Below are 15,906 nucleotides of genomic sequence, written 5' to 3'. Positions count from 1 at the left end.
AAAGTCAGCTGTCCGTTCTACACCGGTGGATGTGTCGATATTGCTTTGGCCAGAACAGATTTTACCAGCTGGAAATCTTCCACTTTATCAACATCAATGCCTGCTTCAGGAAATGGCAAAATTACCGGACGCACCTGAACACCTGTTTTTTCTGAAACTTCCTGTAGCGCCTGATCAAGCGTTAAACGTCCGGTCAGATATGACCAGACAGCTCGCCAACCCAGCACCCGGTTGATCAGTTTCCAGGGACGTTTGCGCAATGCCTCCGCCTGCTGCCAGAAATCCACCAGTGTGCGCCCCCGAGAATTGAATGTGAACAAGTTACAGCCACAGAAATTTCCATCACACAAACGAATTACCGTGCGCCTGGCATTACCATATCTGTCTTGCAAAGTTTCATACCGGATGATCCCGACAGTCGCATCACATTCCAGATTGCGGGAGGCTTGCAAGAAATATTCCACAATTTCCGGCGTCAGCAGGGCGTGATCGGCTGTCGTCAGCAAAATTCTTTGATGCATATCGATTTGCGAGAGCCCATGAACAGCACTACGGGCGGGTGAGTCCAGATTTTTCACCCAATCTACCTGCTTATTTTCTATGCGTTGCTTGAGTTCTCCGCATGCAGATAGCAGCGATTCGGGCGGGCCGCACAGAAGAATGGATTTTATTTTGTTACAACCGCTCAAGGCATCGAGTACCCGGATAACCATTGGTTTTCCACAAACAGGGGCATAAGCCTTGCATGCCGCTCCCGTATACCTTGCCACAGGATCCTGATCACCCCGGTCGGCAGCCAATACCAGGGCAGCAAATTGATCGTTATCGCGCATCGCGAACAAAGCAGAATTTTGTCTTGCTGGATTGATTTGATCGCATCCTGATCATGCCAACGTTTTCTCATAAATACGATAACGCTTGTACTCTTTCCCTCCTATTCTTTCGAGAATTGCACGCATGGGCAGATTATCCTCAAGGACCCAGGATAATTCAACATGCTGAATACCCCTGGCTCTGGCTATTTTTCTTGGTGCATCAATAACCTTGAAGGCCAATGCCATCCCGGAGAGCGTATGATGAAATTGCTTGCGAACACCCATTAGGGGAACTCTTCCGGTGGTAATTGAATTGGATTTCAGTTTATTAACCAGGTGGAGCCAGCCAAAGGGAAAAAGATTTCCATTCAGATCTGGCAATACTTCATTCAGATTTGGTAGCGCTGCCATGAAAGCGACAGGCTCCCCATCCATTTCTGCTATCTGGACGAATTCATCCGGAACCAGCCAGCGTAAAGAACCGCCCAGTTCGGCAAATTCTTCCTGCGTAAAGGGAACGAATCCCCAATTCCCCGACCATGCGTCATTAAATATATTTCGCATGATCTCGATTTCCTCGCTAAACCGATTGCGTTGCAGCGTCCTGATCTTTATCCGATGCTGATATTTACGATCAATAGTCTGCATGGCGGGAGGCGATTCAAAATCTGTTTCAAGCCAGTAAGCCAGCAAATCCTTCCCGGGATGATAACCATTTTGTTCCAGCAGATTGACATACCACCGAGGTGAATACGGCATCATGAAAACAGGGGGGGTATCAAACCCCTGAACCAACAGGCCACACTCCTGGTTAATAGAAAAATTGAATGGCCCGCTGATCTGACGCGCTCCCCGTTTAACCAGCCAATCTTCAGCCGCCTGTATCAGCCCACTAAAAACGGTTTCATCATTAATTGATTCCAGCATACCAAAATGTCCGGTATCTGGTCCGTACCGCTGCCGATGCAGTTCATCTATCTGTGCACTAATTCTGCCAACAGGCTGATTATTACGGTAGGCGATCCATCCTTGCCACTGGGCATGCTTGAAATAGGGATTGAATCTGGAGAAATACAATCGCCGTTCCAGCCGAAGAGGAGGCACCCACAGCGGATCATCTGCATATACTTGCCAAGGTACATCAATAAACTTCCCTACTCCGCGAAAACCAGAAATCGGGAGAATTTCGATTTTTCCTTCCGATGGATGATCCGGGAATATGCTCATGTCCTCATTAATAAACAGGCTCGCTCAAGCTCAAGCAACGACTTGTCCGACAAATCGAACACTTCCTTCCGGATATAATTGCAACCTGATTATTTTTTGAACTGCTCAGTATAAACCAGCAAAACTGTAACCATTTGCTGAAAAGTCTGCTGCTGTTGATGCTGACTGAGTTGTTCTGCAGTAAAGTCCTGTGCATTTCCTCCAGGTAAACCTTCCTGCTCATTTCCACCTAGACGTGCAAACTGGTAGAACTTGTTCCATGCAACGTTATATTCACGCAACTGATTTTGTGGAATGAAATTTCTCAGGACTTCAAAGGCATCCCGCAACACAGGCAGGCGAGGCTGCATATAGGCCACCAGATCATCCGGCCAGCGAGTGGTCACCGGATACAAACCAATTAGTTCCTCGTGAAAAACAGAGTCGTAATATTCCACCGCTCCTGCTCGGCGCCGATGATTAATAATATCCACCCCCACCCCCACAACCAAAACCAAACCCAGCAGGGTAAATGGCCAAATCGGGGCATCATGAATATAGAGTGATACCTGTTCAATAAATTTTTCCAAAATATCCTCCTCTTTCCTCTAAAAGAGATAACGTGTTCAAGACAACTAATATTTGCCACTGCAACCGATTGATATTGCCACAGGTCACCAGCGGTCGCAATGCTTTACAATTCGATAGTTTCGCGCACAGCCTCTACAGGAAGCAAATTCATAGAAACGGTAAAGAACATGATAAATCGCTCGTTGCCATACGGCTGTATTACAAAAACCCGGTAGAAAAGTAATCCTGGTAACAGAAATAGCCTGAATTTTATATCGAAACAACCAAGGAGGGAGTAGTGGAGGACAAAGAAAAAAATACGTCTGAATTATTACAACTGATTGTTATACAAAATAACAATGAGATGATCACTGTCGATCAGATCAAACATTCTCTGGATGAACGAGGATTTGCTGTATTGCTGGCTATTGCCACCTTGCCAATTTGTCTTCCTATTCCCGCCCCACCTGGTTTTACGACTGTTTTTGCTATTCCGCTTTTTATTTTTTCAGTACAGATGATATGCGGCATGAGGGCACCCTGGATTCCCCAGTGGCTGGCAAGGAAAGCAATAAGAAAAAAAACACTGGATAAACTGATCAACAAGATCACACCATGGTTGCGAAAAATAGAAAGACACCTGCACCCGCGGCTAACCTACATCAGCGTGCATGCCTGGGAGCGAATCATTGGCCTCTTCTCTTTTATTTTTTCAATTTCTATTGCGCTGCCCATTCCCTTGATCAATTTTTTGCCAGGCTGGGGTATTCTTATTATGTCGCTCGGATTACTCAGCAAAGATGGCCTGACCATTTTCGCCGGCATGATCGTCGGCACCATCGGCGTTGGAATAGCTCTGATAATCGTTGCATTGTTATGGATGGGAGTTCCGATACCATACCTGCATCCGGCTGATTAATTCAACCTGCAGCCACTTTGCTGATCACATAGCGAAATTTGCCTGATTTCTCGGCTGAAATTTCGGATACCTGCTCTATTTTGATTATTACACCCCGGCCCAACCGAGCCTGGAATAACGCAATAATCTGGCCTGTATCCACTTGACTCAAGCCGCCCTCAGTAACGATTAGTACGTGGGTAAGATCTATACTTTCCTGTATGATTTTAAATGTTTTTATCTGCGGCATATCTCGCAGGATGTAAATCAGTGCCAGGCCATGCATGACTGTACCATCCCGGGCGACGACGAAATCAGTGCTGCGACCCTGTATTTCCCTGATCAGCGGCAAGCCACGTCCGCAGTCACATACCTTGTCATCAAGCGTGCCAATATCACCGGTTCGATAACGAATAAAAGGAAAATCCCTGCTGGCCAGATGAGTCACGACAATCTCACCTGACTCCCCATGCGGGAGAGGATGGCCGTGAGAGTCGACAATTTCAACAATAATATCCTCAGCGGTAATATGCATCCCGCCTGCAGGGCATTCATGCGCAATAAAACCTGCATCCCGGCTGCCATAGCCATTTGCTACCCGGCAGCCAAACGTATCGCTGATCTGCTTACGCTGATCGCCATACAGCCGTTCAGATGTCACAAATGCCACCTTAATACCCAGATTGCGCATGATGATGCCGGTTTTATCAGCATGTTTCGCGATATGGGATAAAGCTGAGGGATAGCCAAACAACATTTTGGGTCGAAATTCACAGATAGTACTGAGGAAACTCTCTACTTTTTGATCAGACATTTCAAATGCCGGTAGCAATTTGCTGCGAAACAGACGGTCGCGCACGGCACGTAATGCATCCTGCGCCCCCAACTCGATTGGAGAGCCCCACACCACAATCTCCGGATCTCCTATATCCACTCCCCACCAACGTGTAGCACGCCACTTGGCAGCGATATCGTGACTGACACGCTCTTTCCCGATAAAAAACACCAGCGGCTCGCCACTTGATCCACCCGTATTGAAGCGAGCCAGATGACGCGCCTGATTGGATTTAAGTGCTTCCAGATTGGCACGAATCGCTGGTTTGTCCAGAAAAGGTAGATGCTGCAAATCAGCCAACACATTTATCTTTTCCGGCTGAAAATTTAACCCGGCAAATAGTTTTTGGTAATAAGGAACATGAGTATTCGCGTAGATGAGTAATTGACGCAATCTTTCAATCTGTAACTGTGTAATCTCTTCAGGAGAAAACCACTGGGTGTTCTCCATAGACTTACGCACATTAACACTGCTGTGTTTTTTAATCTGTTCATGAAGTGGAAAAAGAAACCTGGATACCAAATGAGTACTAATATTAGGCATAAACTTACTGTCTATCTTAATGATCCATATCGTTTCGCCTGCTCTGATTGAGCAGCAATTTTCGTAAATTCTTCTACAAGCACAGCAACTCTCTGATCCCAAGAATTTTTATATGCATAATCAATAATTTTTTGCTGATTCCAATTGCTCTTTAAAGCATTATCAATCGCCGACCTAAGTGCCTGTTGATCATTAAAGGGTACTAATTTACCTAACTCTGTATTACAGACGACTTCAGCATTCCCTCCCACATTAGTAGTGACAACTGGCAAGCCACAAGCCATCGCTTCAAGAAATACATTGGCCCAGCCTTCGTTTCTTGTAGCAAGCACAAACAGATCAGCGGCTGAAAGCAGGATTTTCAAACGATCCGGCGAAACAATACCCAGAAATCGGACATGCTCCTCCAGCCCGGATTCAGAAACTTGTTGCTTCAATCTCCCAGTCCAGTCACCCTCGGCACTTGCCCCACCTGCTATCAGAAACCGAATATCAGGATAAATTTTTCTTAAATCAGGCAAGCACTCGATAACACGGTGAAACCCCTTACGTTCACAAAGACCACCCACTGACACCAATATTGGTATATCTTCCGGTATCCCCAAGCTCCTGCGTGCTTCAAGCCGATCAACACGACAAAATTTATCAAGATCTACACCATTTCCTACTACGAGTATTTTGCCTTCCTGAATTCCGACTGTCACCGCTACTCGCTTTAAAGAATCCGATACTGAAAAAATTTTTACGGCACGTATCATGGCTTTACGCATGAGGAAACGGTATAAAAATCTACAGGAAAGCCGCGCTTCCGTCCCTCGCAAGGTAATAGTGACGGGAACTCGAAACCATTTTCCCAAAAGGCTTGCAGCGTACCCATCCGGATAAGCAAAATGTGCATCAATAATCTGAAAATCGAAACGTTGCTTAAGCTGCCACAAAGTCAGCAAACTACCTAATGCCATGAAAAAACCATCCAGAAATTTCAGAAATCCAGGTACAGAAAAAAAACGTGGATGGTAAATTTCAAAATCTTGCTGATACTCCTGATAAGGTGCATCTGGCCTGAAATGAGGGCGCCAGCGGCGCAGAATCCCCTGCAATGGGAACCAAGGAACAGGAGCAATTACCACAAGCGGCAGATGTTTACCCACTCGAAACATACGCTCACGAATGAACAATCCCGCATTAGGCTGACCGGGATGTGGAAAAAGTGAAGTAAATACAACAACCCCAAGATCGCTATCATTGCCTTTATCCCTATTCTTCACTTCCCATGGAGTGTGTCTCATACTACTAAAACCATAATTATTTGATCAAAAAAGATAATAACAAATCATCTATGACAGTAGCATTCAATAAAATATCTTAAAAGAAGAAAATTGGAATCATAAAATCATGTATTAACTTTAACTTTACTAAGTACGCCCCAGAAACTAAGCCACGACAAATCTTCATCAGAAATATCTTGAAATGATTCAGCAAGATATGACCTGATCGATTTAATATTCTGCTCTTCAACAAACAAGGTAAAAGTAAGACACATTAAAATTGTGGCAAAACCTGTGGTAGCCAAAGCTCCGGTAGTAGTTAACATGCCACTACTAATTAGGAACTCCTTTATAGGAACTCCTTTATAGGTTATATCCATGATCCATGTAGTCTGTAACTCTTTAAATCTACCTCATGTAGTACTACCAAACTACCTTCATGCAATACCTCGAGCTATAGTCAAATACTGCTTGCTGTATGGAGGATCAGGCGGCCACCAGTTTTGGAGTTCCACTTCCCTGGAATGACTGCCTTGGCACCTTGCTGTTCGATTTGATCGCGTATGATCTGACTGTCTAGCCTTTGCCTGCAATAATAGATTGAGCCGCACCCAGCCTGAATAGCAAAGCCGATGCGTGTGTGCAATCATTGATCTGACCACCGGTAATATCGAATACGATGGAAAGTCTGTGGGCATCACCGCCATGCGAATCTTGCAAGTATACCGCCCCAGCTTTTTCCGATTGCCTTATCCTTTCCACTCGCACTGTGCTGGTGAGCCTTGATATAGAACTACCATAGATGAAAACCCGCTCCATGTCCGGCTCAACCACCAGAGCCTGAAATACCTTGAGCCATTTTCCGCTGGCAGACCAGGCGGTGAATCGTTTATAAATCTTGCTCCAGTTCCCGAATACCCTTAGGTAAACCTCTCCAGGAAGAACCAGTACGCATGCGGTACAGCATGCCTTCGATAATCATACGCAAATCTTGCTTGTTGTAGAGGTTATTGTGAAGCAAAATGGTCAGTGGCTTTGACCAGAGCTCAGCATTGAGCAGTAATCGGGGCATTGCAAGCTCGTATTGCTGTTGTGTGAGAACTACAACGGCAATACGAGTCTGTTCTTATGAAGCAAGAAGACAGCCTGAAACGGCAACAGACCCTAATCAGGTAAAATTTTATACGCAAGCGACATCTGCACTGGTTCACGGCCTGCCGATAGAAAAATACTCAAATCCTTCGGTTCGGATACTATCTGGATCGTATATATTACGTCCGTCAAAAATTACTGCATTCCTGAGCTTACGCCGGATTTCACTGAAATCCGGAGAACGGAACATCTTCCACTCTGTTACAACAATGAGTGCATCAGCACCTTCCAAAGCTGACATAGATGAATTTGCCAGTTTTAGGCCGGGTTCACTCGCGAAAAGTCTTTTTGTCTCATCCATCGCCACCGGATCATAAGCAGAAACAGCAGCACCCTGCGCCAACAAACCGGTAATCAGCATTCTACTGGGAGCTTCCCGCATATCATCTGTATTGGGTTTAAAAGCAAGTCCCCACAGCGCAAATGTTTTACCTGAAAGATCAGAGCCAAATCTTGCCCGAATTTTGTCAAGCAAGACCTCTTTCTGACGAGCATTCACAGCTTCTACCGCTTCCAGAATTTTTAATCCAGTTCCATTTTCTCTTGCAGTGCGTTGCAATGCCTTAACATCCTTGGGAAAACAAGATCCCCCATAACCGCAACCCGCATACAGAAAATGATAACCAATACGTGGATCAGAACCGATCCCCCGACGAACATGCTCGATATCGGCTCCCAATTTCTCAGCTAGTAATGCCAGCTCATTCATAAATGAAATGCGTGTTGCCAGCATAGCATTGGCAGCATATTTGGTCAGCTCGGCTGATCTGGCATCCATTACGACCAGCCGGTCATGATTTCGGTTAAAAGGCGTATATAATGTCCGTAAAAGTTCTATGGCCTTATCATCATCTGCGCCGATAACGATCCGATCCGGGCGCATAAAATCGTCTACAGCAGCACCCTCTTTCAAAAACTCCGGATTGGATGCAACACTGAAATCAATCTCAACACCACGTTTTGCCAATTCTTCATAAATAACTCCGCGTACTCTATCTACAGTCCCCACAGGAACGGTGGATTTATCCACAATCAGCTTATAATCCTGCATATTCTGGCCAATTGCCCGTGCTGCCGTCGTAACGTATTGCATATCGGCAGAACCATCCTCATCTGGCGGGGTCCCGACTGCGATAAATTGTACCAACCCGTGATCCGTACATTCTGCCTGATCCAAAGTAAAGCGCAAACGGCCTACGGATACATTGCGCCTGACCATGTCTTCTAGATCAGGTTCATAAATCGGAATCTCACCTCGTTTCAACAAATTGATCTTATTGACGTCCACATCCAGGCATAACACATCGTTGCCCACTTCAGCCAGACAAGTACCTGTTACCAGTCCGACATAGCCAGTTCCAATTACACTTATTTTCATAATTTTCTACCCATTTTCATCTTATCTCAAAGTAAACGTCCAAGCCACGGCACAAATTTAACTCACATATTTTCCGCTTTGAATATCTACCCAGAAACAATCATCTTTTGTTTTTTTGTCTGTTAAGTAAATCACAATAAACAAACTGGTATCTGTCCACACTTTTCCGCCAGTTGCGTTCGGTCTCTACAAATTTCCGTCCTGCTCTGCGCAATTCTTCCCATTGCTGAGGGGTGTTCAGAAGTGTTCCGACCTTCTCTGCCAATGAATGGGGATCACCAGATTTAAACAAGATACCATTATGATTGTCGCGGATCAGCTCCCGGTGGCCACCGACATCCGAGGCAGCCAACACCCTGCCCTGCGCCATAGCTTCCAGCGGCTTTAAAGGAGTGACGAGATCGGTAAGGCGCATGGAAAGGCGGGGATAAACCAGCACATCAATCAAATCATAATAAAATTGAACCTGATCATGCGGCACACGGCCGGTGAAGATAACCTCATCTTCTATACCAAGCTGGCTGGCCAGTTGCCGCAACTGTTTATCCTGTGGCCCGCCTCCAACCAGTAGTACGCGCAAATCAGGATGGTACGGTGACATGAGCGGCAAGGCTTGTAGCAGGATATCCAGGCCTTCATAGGCATAGAACGAACCAATAAAACCAATAACCTGCTTGTGCCTGAGCCCCAATCGTTCTCTCAGCGATTCATCAGCAGGATATGTTGACACAAACTGCTCAATATCGACAGCATTAGGGATAATGGTGATTTTTTCCGGCGCAATCCCCCGCCCGATCATGTCGTTGCGCAACCCTTCGCAAATCGTGGTGATTGCATCCACATGCCGTAATGCATAATTTTCCAGGCTGCGCGTTAGACGATAGCGCATGCCCCATTCCCGGCTGGTACCGTGATCCACGGCCGCATCTTCCCAGAATGCTCTGACTTCATAAACGACAGGAATCCCTGATTTACGAGCAACACGCAAGGCAGGAATAGCATTGAGCGCCGGAGAATGCGCGTGCAGAATATCGGGCTTGACGGACTGAACAATCTCGATAAGGCGATCAGTCAAGCTACTCATAACAGCAACCTGATTCAGAACGGGCAACTTGTTGACAGGATGCGCACGCCTGGGTGTCCGGAAGAAATGCCAGTCATCAACATCTTCTTCTAACATGGTTAAGCCAGCATGTTTGGCACTCGTCACATGGAATGTCTCCCAGCCAAGAGCACGCTGTTCTTTCAAAATTGCTAGGGTACGAAATGTATAACCGCTGTGTAACGGGATGGAGTGATCCAGAATGTGCAGAATACGCATAATTTAGTTTTCAGCCGGATAAAATTCAGATAACGGTACCATCGATATTTTTCCAACGACAAAACCCCTTCTTTCTTTATTACCACGCAATTTCTGTATCCTTTCTTATTTGATAAATCTTGCTACCAGACGGATATCTATTCCGATTTTCCGAATATCAGTTATCTGTAAATTATATTTCTCTGATAAATCTGTAATTTCGGGTAGTACCAGCATTGCTTGCGCCGAATTACCCAACAGGTTAGGGGCAAAATAAAAAATAATCTCATCTATCAATTCGGCTGCTACCAACGCCCCGTTCAACACTGGACCTGCTTCAACCAGCAGCTCATTGATACCCAATTCGGCCAGTTTCGTTATCATTGCTTTAAGATCAACTTTACCTGCCAGATCAGGCAGAACAACGATATGAGCACCCGCATCCTCCAGAAGATGTATTTTTCCCCTGTCAGCCTGCACCGTAAAAATCCAGGTTGTATCAGCATTTTCCAGCAGTTTTGCCTGTAGAGGAATTTCCAGATTCGAATCCAGAACGATACGTATGGGTTGCCTCGAAGTCTCGATATATCGTACTGTCAACAGTGGATCATCCACCTTTACTGAATTGACTCCCGTTAATATTGCACATGAACGGGCACGCCACCTATGGCCATCCTGTCGAGCTGGCTCGCCTGTAATCCACTGGCTTTTCCCATTTTTCAATGCAATCCTGCCATCCAGGCTGGCCGCTATCTTAGTTCGTATCCACGGTCGGCTATGGTGCATTCGGGTAATAAATCCAATATTCAGTTGCTGTGCTTCATCCTCCAACAAGCCTGTTTGCACTTCAACTCCGGCTCTCTGCAGCTTCTCCTTTCCTTGGCCGTTTACATGAGGATTAGGGTCATCCATTGCCATAATCACTCTGCATACCTCAGCGCAAATCAAAGCTTCAACGCATGGCGGTGTACGACCATGATGACTGCAAGGTTCCAGTGTTACGTAAACTGTAGCACCTCTGGCCAAATCCCCCGCTTCCCGCAACGCATTGATTTCTGCGTGCGATTCCCCCACCCGCTCATGCCATCCAGTTCCGACTACCTTGCCATCATTTACAATCACACACCCTACACGCGGATTCGGGCTTGTGGTAAACAACCCTCTTTCTGCCAACTGTAAGGCATGCGACATGTGCATATAATCTGAAGCAGTAAACACTTGTTTATCATTCCTTTAAGAAAGATAAAGATAATGCACGATCACCTTAATTTATCAGTACGATCTATCCCTCCTTTCAACAACTCAAAAAATCAATCGCCAGATCTAATTAGGTAACTATTATCATTGCATAATTTATATCGGCTCTTTTACCCGTCCCGGTATTCATGCTACGATTTTCGTACATTATTTTACAGTTGGAGGTAAAAATGTTTTTTGCGAGGACAATCATCACCCTTCTCGTCTTATTGTCGACAAGCTTGGCGTTCGCTAAAGATCAGGTACCGTATGCTACGCAGGTTAATGATCTGATGCGCTATTATCGTGTCACTCCCCAAATTGCCACTTCTGGAGCTCTTACTCATGACAGCATTCAAGAGCTGGTCAAGCACAGCTTCAACACTGTAATTGATTTACGTATTGAATCGGAAGGTACACCAAATGAAAGGAAAGCTGTCGAAGCAGCTGGAATGACCTATATCAATATTCCCGTTACCAATGACGGCGTAAATGAATCACAATTGATAGCCTTTAAGCGGGTTCTGGAACAAGCATCTCCTCCTTTTCTGGTACATTGCGCAACTGGCAACCGGGCAGGCGCCATGTGGACGGCTTATCGACTGAAGGAAGGTATTTCTCCAGAAATCGCCTTCAAGGAAGGACGTGCTGCTGGTATGAGTGCCGGCATGGAAGAAAAAATCAAGAAATACTGGTGTGCCAAGATTGAGGGTGGATGTTAAGCAGATCTATCCATCATTTCGCAACAGAGAATACCCGCCCCTCTGTTTTTGTACCTAAAATACCATGGGCATTCTAAAACTGAGTCTGACATCCTGTGCATCATTGGTTGTGCCTATAGCAACAGAGAAATTCAAGGTGGTCTGCTGCGAATATTTGAATGCATAGCCAAGCAGTAACTGTCCTATATCCAGCTGACTACCTTTCAATGTACGGTTATTTATTTTGGTGTTAAAAATGTGACGATGGCCATACCCGATATTGAAAGACGAGCGCTCGTTGATCCCAAACCCCATACCAAAAGTCATACCCACCGCATAACCTGGATCGACCTTAAATTTGTCACCTGATCCATCAAGTGCCTTTTCCTTAGTGCCCATATTATAGTTATAGGCCAGATTTGCGAAGAATACGGCCGGGTCAGTCGCGTAAAGTGCAGTTACACTTGGCTCAAAGCTGAAGAAACCAGATCCTGTAGGAACCTCGGTAGGAAATATAGCTCCAGGAACTCCTTGTGCTCGTGCATATTTAATATCAAAAGGGCCTTTGCCCGTAGGCGCTGTAGCTCGCATATTTCCCACCAGAATAGGCCACCCTCCCGCTCCCGAGTTAAGCTGATAGCGAGCAGCAAATTCAATGTCTCCCAAACCATTTCCAGATGCGTTGAATGTTTCATCAATCCCCGCACCAATGCTGACCGGCCTGGAGCGTTGCTCATCAAAACGTGCACGATAAGGGACTCTTGCTTCGATCTCAAGACGGTCTGTCACGCCATAACGAGCTCCAATGCTTGCCATCATGCTATGTTGATCTACCTGGCGGATATCTATCAAGCCGATAGCAATTGCCGGGATAAATGTAAATGCATCCAGAAAAACCCGATTACTGTCTGTAAAAGCATATTCCAGCGCAGGCTCAATCACAATTTTTCCGTGGCGTGTCAGTACCCCCCCTACTGCGTCACTCAATCTGGGCATTTCAGGTGGTCTTGGTTTTTCATCCTGTTTGGGGGGTGCCTGCCCTACCGGCTTTGATGGAAGATTACTGGATTCTGCACGCACCTGAACATGATCAGTATTTTTATTAATCGGTTTAGCAGCCGTCGTCTTTGGTGGAGAAGATTGTGATGGGTGGGATGCTCCATTTTTAGCAGCAGTATTTCCAGAGGAATTGCGATCAGCTGATTGCGAGGTAATCAAAGAATCCAGGCGAGCTTTCAGATTCTCAATTTCCTTTCCCTGCTCAATGATAGTCTGTCGCTGCTTCTCAAATTCCTTTTGTTGCTGTGCAAAAAGAGATTTATATTGCTCAAGCACTTCATCTGCTGACCTTCCTGCTTGAGCGTAAATGACGAGAAATACTGCGAGACAACCTGCGAATAATTTGTACATCATACTACCCGTCAACTGACCAACTTCTTTAGGTACATCTCTTTTCATATCCAGCAACGTAAATGATTAAACTATCGCAATAATGCCGGAGCCAGAAATTCAGTAAAAATACGATGATTACTGCCATTCGCCATCACTTCCTTCAAGTTGCTCACCTCTATGTTGATTTTTGTCAGTGCATCAATATGCTGACTATCCAGCGTGTTCTGAATAAAAGAACTGAGTTGCGGCATTGCAACAGAATCAGGTATCGAATTTTGCATACCCGTCTGTAAAACCACACTTTCTCCAGGAACTTGCATGGAAGATGAATGCACCAGCATATCATTCAAATGAATAAATTTTTCCAGATTCATATCAATGTGTATGCCGTTTGGAAGAACAAACCCTCCTCTTAATGTTGAAAGCTCTTCATCTGTTACTCGCTCCCATTCCTGGTGAAAATGATCTTGTGCCGACGTTCTAGTATTCAAATCCTCTGCATATGCTGCAACCATGGAACAAGACAGTACCAACATAGCAAGACATGATTGAATATTTTTAACCATCAGACGAAAACTCTTGATTCTCATTTTTCCCCCGCGCTGTACGAATTATCAAAAGTCCCAAGGGCCTGGGTGCAATACATTAAAAACTCCCAAACTTGATCGATCAACAGCCTCACCCAGCGGAGCCACTCTGCCCACCCATTCCTGATATATTTTTTGATAGCTTACTTCAGGATCGCGATTATCATGGATCAGAAATAAAATACGATTCCCCCACATTTCTTCAAATTCGGAACGATCCATGGATTTAACACCCTGAGCCGGATCACCTAATAAAATTTTGAATTCATCCACTCCCTTAATGATGACAAAGTGCATGTAACCATTATGGTTGATAATGGTAATAGCTGGATTTCCAGTAGAACGCAATTTGTTCAGATCAATCTTGAAACCATCCGAGCGATATCCTCTGCGTTCAAGATACCGTTTCATATCCAGCATGGAAAAGCCTTCCCGTTTTATTTTTTCCTGATTTCCATGCTGAAACATGTCGATAAATACAGATTGCTCGTCTACCGTATCGTCATAATGAAAAGTAAGTAGGCTCGCCAGAGCAGCAGAACCGCAGCTGAAATCATACTGCTGCCGATAAACAGTATTGAAACGCCGTTCTGCAAAAGTTTTTACTTGTATATTAAAGTTAGCACCACCTACCATATCGATCATATCCATCCCTGATACTTCACTACAAGGAATTATCAGGATCCCTAATAAAGCAAACGTGATCAGAGACAGTCTCATATGCGATTTTGTCCTGGAGTAACTAAAATTGCTTACCACCTCATGCAAACTATGTAATAAATCTCAAGCAGCTAACAAAACATAAACCGTGTGTGCTTTATATGTTATCGGCTGTTCTCTCAAAATATTCAATCTAAATCAGGGTAATATCGTTACATTAATAATTGTCGAATCCTGAATAAGAACATTGTTACCCGAATTCTGAATCACTGAAAACATACCCCCTGATCCGGCAAAAGAACCGCTGTCAATCATATTAAAGCCACTAGCATTGTTCGTTGCTGTATTGCCAGAGAGAAGTGCACGAACATTCATATTGTTCAAGGTAGTTACATCAATACCCTCTCGGCCTGTCGCCCCATCAAGCTCCTCCAAGGAAGCTCTTTCTGCATGAGGAAGGTATGCATCCTCAACCGCCATCAATTCTGTACCGGATGCCGCGTAAATCATGCTAACAGGCATGAATAATGCAAACGCAATCAAGCCTTTTCTGATATCGGCTTTCATACTGACCTCCACATATTGCTTATATTTATATCTTCTGTTTTAGCAAAAAAAACTGGCAAGCAATATCATTACTGCTTGCCAGTTAGAAGAGTTACATTATTAACTCAAGTTGTAATTATCCAAACTTACAATTATTGGTTAACGTTTACATTACCCTGGAAGGAAACTTGCTGTTGAACCAGTGAGCTGGATCCAAGGTTCTGAGCAACTTGATTCAGGCCTGCACCATTGAACGAATCAGAAATATTGTTGCTTAAACTTCCACCTGAAAGTGCAACAGCTTCTTCAACTGACAAACCACCAGCTGACTGACCTGTTACAGATCCTTCCAATGCTGAATTGTTAACAGAATAGGTAGCTGTCGCATCGCCACCATTGGATGCTGCACTGCCATTGCTTGCAGTAGTTTGGCTGTTATCACTGTTGTTGGTGTTGTCTACAGTTGCAGTACCGCCATTGTTGGCAGCTGCGGATTGGCCTTCAGCAGATGCAGAGCTGTTATCACTATGATCGCTGTTGTCAACCGTGGCTGTACTACCATTGTTAGCTGCAGCACTGCCTTGGCCACTCGCATCAGCCAAGCTGTTGTCACTGTTATCGCTGTTGTCGCTGTTGTCGCTGTTGTCAGCAGTAGCGGTACTTCCATTATTGGCAGCAGTACCATAGCCGTCAGCATACGCAGAGCTGTTGTCGTTATTGCTATCAGCGGTGTTGGTGCTGTTATCGCTGCTGTCGTTATTGCTGTCAGCAGTGTTGGTGCTGTTATCGCTGCTGTCGTTATTGCTGTCAGCAGTGTTG

At 45.1% G+C, this 15,906-nt stretch carries 16 protein-coding genes and 1 pseudogene; 2 read left to right on the top strand and 15 right to left on the bottom strand.

The window, feature by feature from the left end; all coding sequences use genetic code 11:
* Positions 1–17 precede the first annotated feature (17 nt).
* The 3 genes from ABF86_RS11570 to ABF86_RS11560 form a co-directional block, all read right to left on the bottom strand.
* Positions 18–833 (bottom strand): nucleotidyltransferase family protein, encoded by an 816-nt coding sequence (locus tag ABF86_RS11570; protein ID WP_074685319.1) that lies wholly within the window; start codon positions 831–833, stop codon positions 18–20.
* Positions 834–884: 51 nt separating this feature from the next.
* Entirely contained in the window at positions 885–2,042 is a 1,158-nt protein-coding gene (locus ABF86_RS11565; protein ID WP_074685320.1) for an N-acetyltransferase, read from the bottom strand.
* 89 nt (positions 2,043–2,131) lie between these two features.
* On the bottom strand, positions 2,132–2,611 hold the full coding sequence (locus ABF86_RS11560; RefSeq protein ID WP_011634174.1) for a hypothetical protein: 480 nt from the start codon (positions 2,609–2,611) through the stop codon (positions 2,132–2,134).
* A gap of 278 nt (positions 2,612–2,889) precedes the next feature.
* Here ABF86_RS11560 and ABF86_RS11555 point away from each other — a divergent pair, with 278 nt between their 5' ends.
* Positions 2,890–3,510: an exopolysaccharide biosynthesis protein gene (locus tag ABF86_RS11555; protein WP_011634173.1), complete on the top strand. Its 621-nt coding sequence runs from the start codon at positions 2,890–2,892 to the stop codon at positions 3,508–3,510.
* Between the two features lies 1 nt (position 3,511).
* On the opposite strand, the gene ABF86_RS11550 is transcribed toward ABF86_RS11555, so the two are convergent.
* From ABF86_RS11550 to ribD, 7 genes and pseudogenes are all read right to left on the bottom strand, one after another.
* Positions 3,512–4,867 carry an AMP-binding protein gene (locus ABF86_RS11550; protein WP_011634172.1) on the bottom strand — a complete coding sequence of 452 codons (1,356 nt, stop codon included), beginning with the start codon at positions 4,865–4,867 and terminating at the stop codon, positions 3,512–3,514.
* A gap of 11 nt (positions 4,868–4,878) precedes the next feature.
* On the bottom strand, positions 4,879–6,156 hold the full coding sequence (locus ABF86_RS11545) for a glycosyltransferase (protein WP_011634171.1): 1,278 nt from the start codon (positions 6,154–6,156) through the stop codon (positions 4,879–4,881).
* Between the two features lie 104 nt (positions 6,157–6,260).
* The gene (locus ABF86_RS11540) at positions 6,261–6,515 is read right to left on the bottom strand and encodes a hypothetical protein (protein WP_074685321.1); all 255 of its coding nucleotides are present in this window, start codon (positions 6,513–6,515) and stop codon (positions 6,261–6,263) included.
* A 125-nt stretch (positions 6,516–6,640) separates the two neighbouring features.
* A pseudogene (locus tag ABF86_RS12950) lies at positions 6,641–7,207 on the bottom strand (IS5 family transposase); the annotation flags it as partial.
* Positions 7,208–7,342: 135 nt separating this feature from the next.
* Positions 7,343–8,665, bottom strand: a complete 1,323-nt coding sequence (locus tag ABF86_RS11525; protein ID WP_074685322.1) for a UDP-glucose/GDP-mannose dehydrogenase family protein — start codon at positions 8,663–8,665, stop codon at positions 7,343–7,345.
* A 100-nt stretch (positions 8,666–8,765) separates the two neighbouring features.
* Positions 8,766–9,986 (bottom strand): TIGR04063 family PEP-CTERM/XrtA system glycosyltransferase, encoded by a 1,221-nt coding sequence (locus tag ABF86_RS11520; protein ID WP_011634167.1) that lies wholly within the window; start codon positions 9,984–9,986, stop codon positions 8,766–8,768.
* A 105-nt stretch (positions 9,987–10,091) separates the two neighbouring features.
* Positions 10,092–11,183 (bottom strand): bifunctional diaminohydroxyphosphoribosylaminopyrimidine deaminase/5-amino-6-(5-phosphoribosylamino)uracil reductase RibD, encoded by a 1,092-nt coding sequence (gene ribD, locus ABF86_RS11515; protein WP_177162462.1) that lies wholly within the window; start codon positions 11,181–11,183, stop codon positions 10,092–10,094.
* A 209-nt stretch (positions 11,184–11,392) separates the two neighbouring features.
* On the opposite strand from ribD, the gene ABF86_RS11510 reads away from it, so the two are divergent.
* Positions 11,393–11,923 (top strand): protein tyrosine phosphatase family protein, encoded by a 531-nt coding sequence (locus ABF86_RS11510; RefSeq protein ID WP_074685329.1) that lies wholly within the window; start codon positions 11,393–11,395, stop codon positions 11,921–11,923.
* A 54-nt stretch (positions 11,924–11,977) separates the two neighbouring features.
* On the opposite strand, the gene ABF86_RS11505 is transcribed toward ABF86_RS11510, so the two are convergent.
* The 5 genes from ABF86_RS11505 to ABF86_RS11485 form a co-directional block, all read right to left on the bottom strand.
* Entirely contained in the window at positions 11,978–13,360 is a 1,383-nt protein-coding gene (locus ABF86_RS11505) for a hypothetical protein (RefSeq protein ID WP_041353467.1), read from the bottom strand.
* A 23-nt stretch (positions 13,361–13,383) separates the two neighbouring features.
* Positions 13,384–13,785, bottom strand: coding sequence for a hypothetical protein (locus ABF86_RS11500; protein ID WP_240142326.1), 402 nt, complete (start codon positions 13,783–13,785; stop codon positions 13,384–13,386).
* 123 nt (positions 13,786–13,908) lie between these two features.
* Complete coding sequence (locus ABF86_RS11495) at positions 13,909–14,526, bottom strand: C39 family peptidase (protein ID WP_240142325.1); 618 nt, start codon at positions 14,524–14,526, stop codon at positions 13,909–13,911.
* Positions 14,527–14,739: 213 nt separating this feature from the next.
* Positions 14,740–15,108, bottom strand: a complete 369-nt coding sequence (locus tag ABF86_RS11490) for a hypothetical protein (protein WP_011634161.1) — start codon at positions 15,106–15,108, stop codon at positions 14,740–14,742.
* Between the two features lie 131 nt (positions 15,109–15,239).
* On the bottom strand, positions 15,240–15,906 hold a 667-nt coding region (locus ABF86_RS11485; RefSeq protein ID WP_204987605.1), incomplete at its 5' end, for a hypothetical protein.

Source organism: Nitrosomonas sp. GH22, assembly GCF_009833115.1.
Lineage (GTDB): Bacteria > Pseudomonadota > Gammaproteobacteria > Burkholderiales > Nitrosomonadaceae > Nitrosomonas > Nitrosomonas eutropha.
This window is presented reverse-complemented; position numbering and strand designations above follow the sequence as displayed.